General features: G+C 64.8%; 12 protein-coding genes. 6 read left to right on the top strand and 6 right to left on the bottom strand.

Annotated elements, in window-relative coordinates; all coding sequences use genetic code 11:
- On the bottom strand, nucleotides 1-428 hold a 428-nt coding region (locus K359_RS0140565; protein ID WP_029084326.1), incomplete at its 3' end, for an Hpt domain-containing protein.
- Between the two features lie 390 nt (nucleotides 429-818).
- Nucleotides 819-2,417 (bottom strand): flagellin, encoded by a 1,599-nt coding sequence (locus K359_RS0140555; RefSeq protein ID WP_029084325.1) that lies wholly within the window; start codon nucleotides 2,415-2,417, stop codon nucleotides 819-821.
- Between the two features lie 551 nt (nucleotides 2,418-2,968).
- On the opposite strand from K359_RS0140555, the gene K359_RS0140550 reads away from it, so the two are divergent.
- The 3 genes from K359_RS0140550 (at nucleotide 2,969) to K359_RS0140540 (ending at nucleotide 5,016) form a co-directional block, all read left to right on the top strand.
- Nucleotides 2,969-3,679, top strand: coding sequence for a Crp/Fnr family transcriptional regulator (locus tag K359_RS0140550; protein ID WP_035977971.1), 711 nt, complete (start codon nucleotides 2,969-2,971; stop codon nucleotides 3,677-3,679).
- Between the two features lie 179 nt (nucleotides 3,680-3,858).
- Nucleotides 3,859-4,578, top strand: a complete 720-nt coding sequence (locus K359_RS0140545; RefSeq protein WP_029084323.1) for a Crp/Fnr family transcriptional regulator — start codon at nucleotides 3,859-3,861, stop codon at nucleotides 4,576-4,578.
- A gap of 189 nt (nucleotides 4,579-4,767) precedes the next feature.
- The gene (locus tag K359_RS0140540; protein ID WP_029084322.1) at nucleotides 4,768-5,016 is read left to right on the top strand and encodes a hypothetical protein; all 249 of its coding nucleotides are present in this window, start codon (nucleotides 4,768-4,770) and stop codon (nucleotides 5,014-5,016) included.
- A 15-nt stretch (nucleotides 5,017-5,031) separates the two neighbouring features.
- Here K359_RS0140540 and K359_RS0140535 read toward each other — a convergent pair whose 3' ends face one another.
- Nucleotides 5,032-5,640 carry a helix-turn-helix transcriptional regulator gene (locus K359_RS0140535; RefSeq protein ID WP_029084321.1) on the bottom strand — a complete coding sequence of 203 codons (609 nt, stop codon included), beginning with the start codon at nucleotides 5,638-5,640 and terminating at the stop codon, nucleotides 5,032-5,034.
- A 550-nt stretch (nucleotides 5,641-6,190) separates the two neighbouring features.
- Here K359_RS0140535 and K359_RS0140530 point away from each other — a divergent pair.
- Nucleotides 6,191-6,613: a hypothetical protein gene (locus tag K359_RS0140530; RefSeq protein ID WP_029084320.1), complete on the top strand. Its 423-nt coding sequence runs from the start codon at nucleotides 6,191-6,193 to the stop codon at nucleotides 6,611-6,613.
- Between the two features lie 93 nt (nucleotides 6,614-6,706).
- Here K359_RS0140530 and K359_RS0140525 read toward each other — a convergent pair whose 3' ends face one another.
- The gene (locus K359_RS0140525; protein ID WP_029084319.1) at nucleotides 6,707-6,889 is read right to left on the bottom strand and encodes a hypothetical protein; all 183 of its coding nucleotides are present in this window, start codon (nucleotides 6,887-6,889) and stop codon (nucleotides 6,707-6,709) included.
- A 96-nt stretch (nucleotides 6,890-6,985) separates the two neighbouring features.
- Nucleotides 6,986-7,987, bottom strand: a complete 1,002-nt coding sequence (locus K359_RS0140520) for a glycoside hydrolase family 3 N-terminal domain-containing protein (RefSeq protein WP_029084318.1) — start codon at nucleotides 7,985-7,987, stop codon at nucleotides 6,986-6,988.
- Between the two features lie 89 nt (nucleotides 7,988-8,076).
- Here K359_RS0140520 and K359_RS0140515 point away from each other — a divergent pair, with 89 nt between their 5' ends.
- A complete protein-coding gene (locus K359_RS0140515; protein WP_256375203.1) occupies nucleotides 8,077-10,233 on the top strand; it encodes an acetoacetate--CoA ligase in 2,157 nt (718 codons plus the stop codon).
- Nucleotides 10,234-10,243: 10 nt separating this feature from the next.
- On the opposite strand, the gene K359_RS0140510 is transcribed toward K359_RS0140515, so the two are convergent.
- A complete protein-coding gene (locus K359_RS0140510; RefSeq protein WP_029084316.1) occupies nucleotides 10,244-11,167 on the bottom strand; it encodes a LysR substrate-binding domain-containing protein in 924 nt (307 codons plus the stop codon).
- 71 nt (nucleotides 11,168-11,238) lie between these two features.
- On the opposite strand from K359_RS0140510, the gene K359_RS0140505 reads away from it, so the two are divergent.
- Complete coding sequence (locus K359_RS0140505) at nucleotides 11,239-12,399, top strand: DSD1 family PLP-dependent enzyme (protein ID WP_029084315.1); 1,161 nt, start codon at nucleotides 11,239-11,241, stop codon at nucleotides 12,397-12,399.
- Nucleotides 12,400-12,411: the final 12 nt, after the last annotated feature.

The following is a 12,411-nucleotide window of genomic DNA, read 5'->3' as shown; positions in this document are numbered from 1 at the left end:
GACGGGGCCTCAACAACCGGCACGTCTTCTTCAGCAGCCACCATCGCGGCCATGCCGCGCTCGACCATCGCTTCCAATTGATCGATCAAATCGCGGTCGTTGCCTTCAGGCTCGGCCTCGGTGGCCTCCAGCCCAGCCAAAATCTCCTTGATGCGGTCGATCGAGGACAGGATCAGCGTCACGGCTTCCGCCTTCACCGGCATGCCGTCGCGGAATTTGCCCATCAAGGTCTCGCCGGCATGCGCCAACGCTTCGAGCCGCGGCAGCCCGAGGAAGCCGCAGGTGCCCTTGATCGTGTGCACCAGGCGGAAAATGTTATCCAGGATCTTCGCGTTGTTCGGGTCCTGCTCGAACTGCACCAGCTGGTTGTCGACCGTATCCAGGCTCTCGCTGCTCTCCGTCAGGAACTCGCGCAACAGATCGTCCATGAATCGGTCCCCTCAAGGTGCTACAGAACGCTCGCCTCGCATCGATAACTTGGCCTGCTTCACGGCGACGTTAATTTTGCCGTCCGTGCAACTACGGACGATGAAGCTTTCAAGCCTTCGGACGAGCATCACGACATCACGGACAGTCTCACCAGGACAGGCCCTTACCACCCGGACGGGAAAGAGGCCGTTCCAACGGTCATCGCAATTTGAACCAAATGAGCGCGAAGGACAGTTAAGCCCTGCGAAACATTCGCGGCCATGACGTCGGCCTGCATCAGGGCGCGATCGCCCATTGGTTGAAGCCGGCGGGGTGACCAAGGCACGCAAAAGCAAAGGCGGCGGAGTTTCCTCCGCCGCCTCGCTATTCGATATCTGTCGCGGCTACGCTTAGCGGAGCAGCTGCAGAACGCTCTGCTGCGACTGGTTGGCCAGAGCCAGCGCGGACACCGCGATCGACTGGCGGGTCGACAGCGCCTGGCTGTTGGCCGCTTCCTCGTTGGTGTCGGCCAGCGTCAGGTTGGACGAGCCGGTCTGCAGCACGTTGATCAGGTTCTTCGAGAAGTCCTGGCGGATCTGCACGATCGACAGGTTCGAACCGAGGGTCGAAGCCTGGGTGCGCAGCAGGCCGCTCGCCGAGTTGAGCGTCTTCAGCGTGGCGTTGGCCGAGGCGTTGTCGATGAAGTCCGTGCCGGCCACGAGCTTGGTGAGGTTGAGGCCGGAGGCATCGAAGGTCACGCCCTGGATCTTCAAGGTCGAGGAGCCCGTCTCGTTGAAGGTCAGCTTGAGCTGATCGCCATTGAGCAGGTTGATGCCGTTGTACGACGCGTCCTGGGCCGTCGTGGTGATCTGATCCAGGATGTTGTTGTACTGGTTGACCAGGTTGGAGCGGTTCGCCAGCCCGTTCGGATCCTGCACCGGGGCGCTGCCCGCCAGGCCGTTGAACAGCTTGCCGGCGCCGGCCGCCGTGCCACCGATCGTACCGATGGTCGCGGACGCAGCATCGTTGGTGGTGCTGATGGTGAGCGCACCGCCCGCGCTGAGCGACGCCTGCAGGTTGTTGGCCGACAGTGCGGCGTTCAGGTCGTTGAGGGACTTCACCTTGCCCGTGCCGCTGCCGAAGGTGATGTTGGTGGCGGTGCCGTTGCCGGTCGGGTTGATCGTCAGCGTCAAACCATCCAACGGTGAAGGCGTTGCCACGGTGCGTGCCGTGGTTCCGGCCGTAAGACCGAAGGCGGCCAGCCCCGAGCCGGAGATGTTGAGATCCTGGTTGATGCCGGTGCTGATCTGGAGCGCGCCAGCCGACACGGTGGAGGCGGTGGTCGCGCCGGTGATGCCGTCGATCGCGGTGAGCAGGTCGCCGACCGTCAGCGTGCTGCCCGCGCCGGTGCCGAGGGTCACGTTGCCGGCCGAATCGGTCGTCGAAGTGGTCTGCGAGGTCGAGAACGTGATCGACTTGCCGTTGACGTTGATCACGCCGGTCGGGGTCGCCGCCAGGGTATCAGAGTTGGCCGCACTGACGAGCTTGGTGGCGGCCGTGACCGGCACGGGCACCGTGAGATTGTTGTTGACGACCGAACCAGCGAGGATGGAATTGCTGTAGGTGGCCGTGCCACGGATATCGTCGGTGGTCGCGCCGGTGATCACAGCGGTCGTCACCTGCGATTTCTGGGAATAGCCGACTGCGGCCTGCAGGGCCTGGTTGGCGACCGACTTGGCGCTGTCGACGAGCTTCTGCAGCGAGGTGATGCCGGTGTTGGCGGCCTGCAGCACCTGCACGCCGTTGCCGATGCCGTCCAGCAGGTTGTTGATGTCGCTGGCGCGGTTGTCGAGCGACTGCGCCGTGAAGAAGTTGGTCGGATTGTCGAGAGCGGTGTTGACCTTCTTGCCGGTGGACAAGCGGTTCTGCGTGGTGGCGAGCAGGTCGGCCGTCGACTGCAGCGAAAGCAGATTTTGACGGACCGATGCCGAAAGAACGATGCCGGACATACTGATACCCTTCTGGATGAACACGATTGACGCGACGCCGCAAGTTTCACACGGCGACCCATGCCACACTGGTCTGTCCGCGCTACCCGTTCGTTAAAGGGCCGGTCCGTACAAATACCCAGAATGGCCTCGCCGGTGGTTTACGGGCCACGCGGCGCAGCCGCTGGATGCCGCCGCGCAAGGCCGGCAGCGCGCCGTTGTCGCGGCGGCGAATTCATCCCGCATTTGCAGGACTTGCCACATCCTGGCGCTGCCGACCTGACAGCCGGAATCACGGCGACGTCGACGCGCGGTCTGCACTGATCAGAGTTAATGGAAATCAATAAATGCGCGCCAAAGCCGCAACCTTTGGTCGCGCGATGCTTGTCGCTCGAATCGATCCCGATGGCCGCGCAGGCCGATGCGGCGCGGACCGTCTGCCTCCTAGAGGGTATAGAGTTCGCACCACAACCCTTGTGCAATTGGACAGGCAAGCTATGTTCGCGTTCATTCCACACGCCAAGAGTAGGTGATGCGAGACCGTAGTGCTCCCGCCCTCGGCAGGAGCTCCAATGTCCGCGCTATCGCGCCCGCCCAATCGTCTGTTGCAAGCACTTCCCCCCACGGAGTACGCGCAGCTCCATCCGCTTCTGGAAACCGTCGACCTGACCAAGGAAACGGTGCTCGCCGACGCCGGCACACCGGTGCAGCGGGTCTACTTTCCGCACGGCGGCGTGGTCTCGATGGTGGTCAATCTGTCCGACGGGCAATCGGTCGAAATTGCAACCATTGGTCGCGACGGCATCGTGGGTGCGTCCGCCGCGCTGCATGAGCGGCCGCCGCTTGCCGACGCGATCGTCGTGGTGCCGGGCACGGCTTCGATGCTGCGGGCGGAGGAGTTCCGCGAGGCAGCAAATCGCAGCGCGGATTTCCGGACCCTGGTCGCGCTCTATGAGCAGGCGCTGATGGCGCAGACGCAGCAATCCGTCGCCTGCAACGTTTCGCATCCGGTGGAGGCGCGGCTGTCACGATGGCTGCTGCGCGCGCGCGATCTGTGCGGCAGCGAAGCATTGCCGCTGACCCAGGAGATGCTGGCGCAGATGATCGGCGTCCGCCGCAACGCGGTTTCGATCGTCGCGCACGGGTTTCAGCAGGCCGGCATCCTCCGTTACAGCCGCGGTCATATCGAAATCACCGATATCGACGGTCTGCGGAAGGCGGCGTGTGAATGTTATGCGACCGTCAAGGCGCACGCCGAACAATTGATCGGGCCGGAAGATTGACTGGCGCCGGCCGGCCTGAGCACGCAAATCCCATCATGCGGCGATAGGTCTATTCCTATTGGAACCAAGACGTGTTCCCATTGGAACCAACACGTGCCAGAATAGGTTGCAAGAACGTCCAGCTGCACGCGTCAGCCTTGGTGCCCAGAGACAAGCTTGCCAGAAGGCAGGAGGTTGCTTTGGATACGGTTCCGCGATCGCCCAACGGATTCCTGTCGTCGCTCTCGGAGAGCGATTTTGAGCTGATCCGGCCGCATCTGCGGACGGTCGACCTCACCGCCGATTCGGTCCTGATCGAGACCGACGAGATGCTCAAGCAGACATACATGCCGCACAAGGGCGTGATCTCGCTGGTGGTCAAGCTGGCAAGAGGCGAGCGCGTCCAGGTCGCGATGGTCGGCCGCGACAGCATCTATGGCGCGTTCGCTCCGCTTGTCGAAGGACGGACGTTGAACAACGCGATGGTGCTGGTGCCGGGCGTCGCCTCGACGATCGAGCTCGAGCCGTTGCGGGCAGCTGCCGGCCAGAGCCCGACGCTGCGCGCAATGCTGATCCGGCATGGGCTCGCCGTCTATGCCCAGATCCAGCAGACGGCCGGCTGCAACGCCGCCCACACCGTGGAGTCGCGGCTGGCACGATGCCTGCTGCAGACGCGCGATCTCTCCGGCAGCAACAAGATCGTCCTGACCCAGGAGGCGATGGCGCAGATGATCGGCGCACGCCGCAACAGCGTTTCGCTGGTTGCGCACACCCTGCAACAGGCGAACTTCATCCACTACAGCCGTGGTCACATCGAAATCACCAATGCGGATGGACTGATCAAGACCGCGTGCGAATGCTACGCCACGGTCAAGGCGCAGTATGCGCGACTGCTGAGTTGCCAGGAGACCGGCAACTAGAGCCTTTTCCGTTCCGATGGAATCGGAACGGGGCTCTAGATTCTTGTTTTGACGCGTTTTCTTTACACGAACCGGTGCCCACTTCGCTCGAAAGCGCTCCGGAGCGCCAAGCCGTACTTCTACGGCTTACGATTTTCACCGTCGGATAACGCTGAATCCCCAGAATTGCGTGGACGCACGGGGGAGCTGATGTTCACGTACCAGACGACCGATCGCAAGGAGGCTCGCCGCTTCCGCATGGCCCAGTTCAACGGCCGGCCCGCCACGGTCCGGTCCGCCGGTGCTACCGTGACGGGACGCGTGCGCGCGATTGTCGAAAGCAGGTCCGGCGCGACGGCAGCCTGGGTGGTCACGATCGTTCCGGACGAACCGAAGGCCGCCGCCCCGGCAGCCCGGCCCGCACCGCGTCTGTGCTTTGCCGCGGAAAACGATTTCTGAGAGCTGCCACCCCGCTCAGGCGGAGTGCAGCAGAGCCTTGCGGACGAGATCGGCGGTGTTGCGCGCACCGAGTTTGCGCATGGCCTCGGCGCGATGGCTCTCGAACGTGCGCGGGCTGATGTTCATTCGCAGCGCGCCCTGCTTGTTGGAGTAGCCGTCGCTGATCAGGCTGAGCACCTCACGCTCGCGCTTGGTCAACGGCTTGCGGCCGGCCTCCGGCGCGAACATGATTTCGGGCGACCTTGAACTCGCCGGCTTGTCGTCCCCCGGCGGCTTGAGATCGGCGGCCGGTATCGCGTTCGGATAGAGATCGGAAATCTGCTTCAGCATCGCCGACACCCGCTCGGTCTGCTCGAGCGCGTTCTCGATCACCTGGCGCAGATAGACGCCGTTGCCGGGGGCGTGCGCGAACTGATGGCTGTGCTGCTTGAGCTCATTCATATAGAGCAGCAGCGCCGTCACGGGTCCGTTGAACTGACGGACGATCGCGGCGCCGGCGTCCGTGGCCACCTGCGCCCGCGGGGCGGCGGCCTCCGGAAGCTCGAGCGGCGGCGTTTCGAGCGCTGCGGTTCCACCCACCCAGGTCGGAAGGCGCACCTCGGCCCGATTGTCATGCTGCGTCATAAGTATGGTTTACCAAAGGTGAACTTGTGGCCGCGTTAACGCGGGACTCCGTAAAACTACGGGTGACGCAACTGTGACCTCGGGCCCCGACCTGCCAAGCAGGCGCAGATTACCGCTGATTTGGCAACGAAAGTCGCATATTCGAGTCGGATGACAGTATTCTTACGGGAATACCGGGCCGGCTTCGTCCCGGCCGCATCACGGTCAGGCGTTTACCTTCGTCGGTTCGGCCGGTCGCCTCTCAACCCGCTTTGGATCGCATTGGCCGGGACCTGCGCCGCGGCCCTGGCCTCAGGGCCGTTGGGACCGAAGGAACTTCTGCAGGAATCGTCCCGAAAGAACGAACCTGAACCACCAATACGCCATCCGCTGGGTCGACATCGATCATCCCTCTGGGCATTGGAATGGCATCGGCATACAGCACGTCGGCGCGTTCGCGTGTGAGGCAGTTCACATCGGCCCGACGCGACCGGTCAGGCGAATGTCAATTTACAGCCCCGGCAGGCGCCGTGATGATCGCCGCCTCTCGAATAACAACAAGGGCGCGGCAATGCGGCGAGGGCGGAACGGATCCTGGATGACAATGGCGGCGCTGGCCGCAGCACTGCTGGTCGGCACCACCGCGCGGGCCCAGACCCCGCCGACCAGCGATGCAACGGCGACGACGGACAACGCCGTGATGCTCACGATCTTCTTCAAGCATGATCAGTCGCGGCCGCTCAGCGAGCTGAATGCGCAGCTGGAACGCCAGGGCTTCTACAAGGCGTTTCCGCCCGAAGGTGTCGAGGTCGTCAGCTGGTACGTGATGATGGGTGTCGGCCAGGTGGTGACACTGCGGCTGTCGGCATCGCGGTTGCGCGAGATCAACCGCATCATCGAGAACAGCGCGTGGGGCGCCTATCACACCGAGTTCTACCCGACCTATGACTACAAGGCGATCGGGATCGGCAATCACGAAAAGGCAAAGCAGTAGCTGATCGCATCGAGAGCCGAGCTGGAGCCGCGGTCGCGCGCCGGACTGGCCGGTTCTGCGTAAGACCGGCCTCGCGATTGGATCGATCACGGCCTACGCGTGGGCCCGCGAGCGCTGGCTCAGCCGCTTAGCCAGGATCCGCAGATCTTCGCTGCGCCGGCTGCAAAGCAGGCGCGTGAATTCGTCGGGATCGATAGAGGCAGGCGGAAGATCGGCGGGGTTGCGGGCGGCGCGGCGCAGCCAGGTCAATCGGAAGAGACGCTTGAGCATCTTCATGGTTGTTAGCCCCGATGAGCGTCAGTGTTAAATCGCGGTCGCGAAATTTGGTTCCGTCCCTTGTGGTCGTTCAGCGCAAAATTTGGTTCAACGCCATCAGGAGAGCAATGCCTTGCGCTTTTGCACGCGCGCAATGGATCGCTGCGCCGCGGCTTGATCCAGCGCCCCGTCCTGCACCGCACGCGCGACCGCCGCGACGATGCCGGCCATCTCCTGCTCCTGGTCGAACAGATTGTTGCCGATGCAGATCATATCCATGCCGGCGGCGATCGCCTGCAGGCTGGCCGCGCCGGTGCCCAGCGCCTTCTGCAGCCCCTGCATCTGCATGTCGTCGGTGATCAGCAGCGTCTCCGGCAAGCGGCCGCGGAGCCGGCCGATCCCGGCCGATGACAACGTCATCGGATGCTGCGCGTCCCACTGGCGGACAATGGCGTGGCTGACCAGCACCGCATCGCCGAAGGTGTGCGGCGCCAGTGCATAGAACAGCTCCTCCTGCTCCGGCCGCAACGCATCGGAAATGTCCATGAACTCCAGATGTGAATCGACGTGCGCGCCGCCGATGCCCGGAAAATGCTTGAGGCAAAGCCCGACGCCTGCCTGCCGCGCCGCGGCGTCGACCAGGCGGGCATTGGCCTCGACCTCGCCGATATCGGCCGAATAGGACCGCTTGACCCTGCCGATATTGGGATTGTCAGGGTTAAAGTCGACGTCGATGACAGGCGCGAAATTGTAGCGGATGCCGAGCCGGCGCAGCTCGCGATAGCTTGCCTGCAGGATGGCCTGCTTCTCGGGGGTGCCGAGCAGATTGAAATCCTTCGCGCTCGGCAGCGGCTGAAAGCCAAGGCCATCCTTGAGCCGGCGCACCAGACCGCCCTCCTGGTCGATGAAGACCAGCGGCCGCGACGGCAGCGTTGCGATCTCGGCGCAGAGCGACTGCACCTGCTCAGGCGACGCGATGTTGTTGTCGTATTGCCGGGTCTGGCAGGAATAGTCGAACAGGATCACCCCGCCGAGCCCGAACCGCGCGGAAAATTCGCTCAGCCAGGGCGGGACGACCTTGCCGTAGAAGCCGAGGATGAAGAGTTCGCCGACGGACATCGCAGCTCCCTATCGGATGCACATGGAATCAGCCTTCGGGAATCAACCTTGCGCCCGACGGCATAGCACGCTGCGGCGGCGGTAAGAATATGACGCAAGCCGTGGCTCGACTGCGTTCCCCGTGCCTGCGTCACCATGTTAAGACAGCGCCCGCACGCGATCTGCGCGCACGCCACGACAAGAAAATCCGGAAACCGCCCATGACTGCACCTTACGTCCCGCAAATGGCCCTTTACCGCCAATGGCTGAAGGAGACGCGCGGCCTCGCATTTGCTGACTTCGAGGCGATGCGGCGGTGGTCGGTCACCGATATCGACGCCTTCTGGCAAAGCGTCTGGGATTATTTCGATCTGCGCTCGCCGACGCCGCATCCGGCGGTGCTGGCCGAGCGCAAGATGCCGGGCGCGGTGTGGTTTCCCGGCGCTTCGGTGAACTATGCGCGCCAGGTCTTCCGTCATGTCGCGCCGGCGCATGCCGCGGGCCTGCCGGCCCTGATCGCGAGCGGCGAGGACGGCAAGCTCTCGGAGACGAGCTGGCCGGAGCTGCAGCGCAAATCGGCCGCGCTGGCGCTGCATCTGAAGGCCAACGGCGTGCGCCGGGGCGATCGGGTCGCCGCCTATCTGCCGAACATCCCCGAGACAATCATCGCGTTTCTCGCGACCGCGAGCCTGGGTGCGATCTGGAGCGTCTGCGCGCCGGACATGGCGGCGCCCGCGGTGATCGACCGCTTCAAGCAGATCGAGCCGAAGGTGCTGATCGCCTGCGATGCCGTGACCTATGCCGGCCGGCGCCATGACCGGCAAGGCGTGATCGAGGAGCTGCGGCGCGCGCTGCCGACGGTGCAGCATGTCATCCTGCACAGCGACGCCGCGCCCGCCGAGGCGCGGCTGTCGTCCATCCTCGCGGGCGAGAGTGCGGAGATCGACGCTTTCGAGCCGGAATGGCTGCCGTTCGATCACCCGCTCTGGATCGTCTATTCCTCGGGCACCACGGGATTGCCGAAGCCGATCCTGCACAGCCATGGCGGCATCATCGTGGTGGCGCTGCCGCTCTCGACGCTGCACAACGACATCGGCTGCAGCTATCAGCCAAACTCGTTCGGCGAACGCTTTCATTGGTACTCGTCGACCGGCTGGATCATGTGGAATTGCCAGGCCAATGGCCTGCTCAACGGCACGACCTGCTGCATCTTCGACGGCAATCCCGGCGGCAGCAAGGACAAGCCGGACTGGACCACGCTGTGGCGCTTCGTCGCCAATGCCAAGGCGACCTTCTTCGGCGCAGGCGCGGCGTTCTTCGCCAATTGCACCAAGGCGGAGATCGATCTCACCGCTGTCGGCGATCTCTCGGGCCTGCGCACGCTCGGCTCGACCGGCTCGCCGCTCAGTGCCGATACGCAAGCCTGGTTCAACCAACGCTTCGCCGCGCTTTCGAAGCGCAACGGCAACGCCGCCCAGGCCGATATGTGGTGGGCCAATATTTCAGGCGGCACCGATTTCGCCGGCGCGTTCATCGGCGGCAATCCCGAGCTGCCGCAGACGCCGGGCATCATGCAATGCCGCCTGCTCGGCTGCGCGGTGGAAGCCTTCGACGAGCAGGGCCGCGCTGTGATCGACGAGGTTGGCGAGCTCGTCTGCATCGAGCCGCTGCCCTCGATGCCGCTGCGGTTCTGGAACGATCCCGGCGATACGCGCTATCTGGCCAGCTATTTCGAGACCTATCCCGACAATTTCGACGGTTCAGGCCGCGGCCCGGTGTGGCGGCATGGCGACTGGCTCAAGATCAACCCCGACGGCTCCTGCGTGATCTACGGCCGCAGCGACGCCACCATCAACCGCCACGGCTTGCGGATGGGCACCAGCGAGCTCTATTCGGCGATCGAGGCGCTGCCCGAGGTGCTGGATTCGATGGTCGTCGACCTCGAATATCTCGGACGCGACAGCTACATGCCGCTGTTCGTGGTGCTGCGCGAGGGTGTTGCCCTCGATGCCGCGATGAAGGCGAAGATCAACAAGGCGGTCGAGGCCGGGCTGTCGCGCCGCTTCCTGCCCAACGACATCTTCGTCGTCGCGGAAATTCCGCGCACGCTGTCCGGCAAGAAGCAGGAGCTGCCGGTCAAGAAGCTGTTGCTCGGCCATCCGGTCGAGAAGGTCATCAACCGCGACGCGATGGCCAATCCCGGCTGCCTCGACTGGTATCTCGACTTTGCAAAAGGCTATCTGAACAAGCAGGCCGGCGCGGCGTAGGCGATCGCAGTCATCGCTGCCTGCCGCGCCACGGCGGCGGCGAGAGGGTCGCGCGCAGGTGCTCCACGAAGGCCTGCGTGCGCCGGGCCCGGCCACTGCGGCCGGGGTTGAGCAGCGCAACGATGTCGGCCGGCGGCAGACGGTGGTTCGGCAGGACACGCGCCAGCCGGCCACAGGCGAGGTCCTCGGCGACATCCCATTCCGACCTGACGATCAGGCCGTGATCCGCCAGCGCCCAGGCCTTCACCACCTCACCGTCATTGCTCGACAGCATCGGCTCGATCCTGATGACATCAGGCGCCGCCGCGGCGCGCCGGCGCGAGAACCGCCAGAGCGTCACGTCCTCCTCGTTCTCGCGCAGCGCGATGCAATCATGCCCGCGCAGATTTTGCGGGCTCGCCGGCGTTCCGCGGCGCTTCAGATAGGCCGGCGAGGCGCACAGATAGCGCTCGTTCGGCGCGAGGCGCAGCAAACGCAGCGTGGAATCCGTCAACGCGCCGATGTGGATCATGACGTCCCACGCACCGGCAGCGGCACGGCCGGGCCGATCGGACAGTTCGAGCTCGACCGATACGTCGGGGTGGCGGGATCGGAAGGCAGCAACGACCGGGGCGATGTAGCGCCGCCCGAAGCCGAGCGGCGCGAGGATCTTCAGATGGCCCGAGATGGTTCCGCGACGCGCCTGCAGCGCCTCCGTCAACTCCGTCGCCTCGTCGAGCAGCGCGCCACCGCGCAGCACCAAAAGCTCGCCCTCATCGGTCAGCGTCAGCCGCCGGGCCGAACGGCTGACCAGTTGAACGCCCAGCCGCTGCTCGAGGCCCTGCAGCCGCTGCGAGACCGCCGATGGCGTGACGTCGAGCGCCCGCGCCGCAGCCGCCAGCGACCGAGCCGTGGCGATCGCTGTGAAAAAGCGGATGTCGTCGGTCGAGATCATTAAGTCCAAACTTAATATAGGAATGACATTCGGTAAATTGCGCTTAGTATGGAAACGGCTAGTCTCGCCGCATGTCATCAGCTCCTGTTTCGACGACAACGCATCCCCTCGCCGGGATCGAGACGCCCTGCCTGGTCCTCGATGAGGACCGGATGCTGCACAACATCGCGCGCCTGAAGACGCGGCTGGCGCGGCTTAGCGTACCGCTGCGCCCGCATCTGAAGACCGCGAAATCAATTCCGGCGGCGCACGCCGTCATGGACGGCCCAGGCGGCCCGGCCGCCGTCTCGACCCTGCAGGAGGCCGAGGTGTTTGCCGCGGCCGGCGTCAAGGACATCCTCTATGCCGTCGGCGTCGCGCCGCAGAAGCTCGATCGCGTCGCCGCGCTGCGCCGGCAGGGCGTGAACCTGTCCGTGGTGCTCGACAGCCTGGAGCAGGCCGCCGCCGTCACCGCGATGGCGCACAGGACCAACGACCGCATTCCCGTGCTGATCGAGATCGATTGCGACGGCCATCGCGCCGGGGTCGGTGCGGGCGACCCGCTGCTGGTCGAGATCGGCCGCGCGCTGCATCAAGGTGGTGCCGAATTGCGCGGCGTCATGGCCCATGCCGGCGAATCCTATTCCTGCCGCAGCGTGGCGGCGCTCGAGCAGGCGGCCGAACAGGAGCGCGCCGCCGCGGTGGCCTGCGCGGAGGTGCTGCGCTCGGCGGGACTGCCCTGCCCCGTGGTCAGCGTCGGCTCGACACCGTCAGCACATTTCGCGCGCCGGCTCGACGGCGTCACCGAGGTGCGTGCCGGCGTCTTTGTGATGTTCGATCTGGTGATGGCCGGGATCGGGGTCTGCGCGGTCGAGGACATCGCGCTGTCGGTGCTCGCGACGGTGATCGGCCATCGCGCCGATCGCGGCTGGACCTTCATCGATGCGGGCTGGATGGCACTGTCGCCCGATCGCGGCACTGCGAAACAGCCGATCGACCAGGGCTACGGCATCGTCTGCGATATCGATGCACGGCCCTACCCCGATTTGATCGTGACCGAAACCAATCAGGAGCACGGTATCATCGCCTGCCGCCCCGGCAGCACCGCGCCGCAGGTTATGCTGCCGGTCGGCACGAAGGTGCGGATCTTGCCGAATCATGCCTGCGCGACCGGCGCCCAGCACGACCGCTATCACGTCATTGCCGCCGGCTCCGACGCCGTCAGGCAATGGGAACGGTTTCGCGGATGGTAGGAGATGGAGCGC

The organism is Bradyrhizobium sp. th-b2 (genome assembly GCF_000426785.1).
Lineage (GTDB): Bacteria > Pseudomonadota > Alphaproteobacteria > Rhizobiales > Xanthobacteraceae > Bradyrhizobium > Bradyrhizobium septentrionale.
This window is presented reverse-complemented; position numbering and strand designations above follow the sequence as displayed.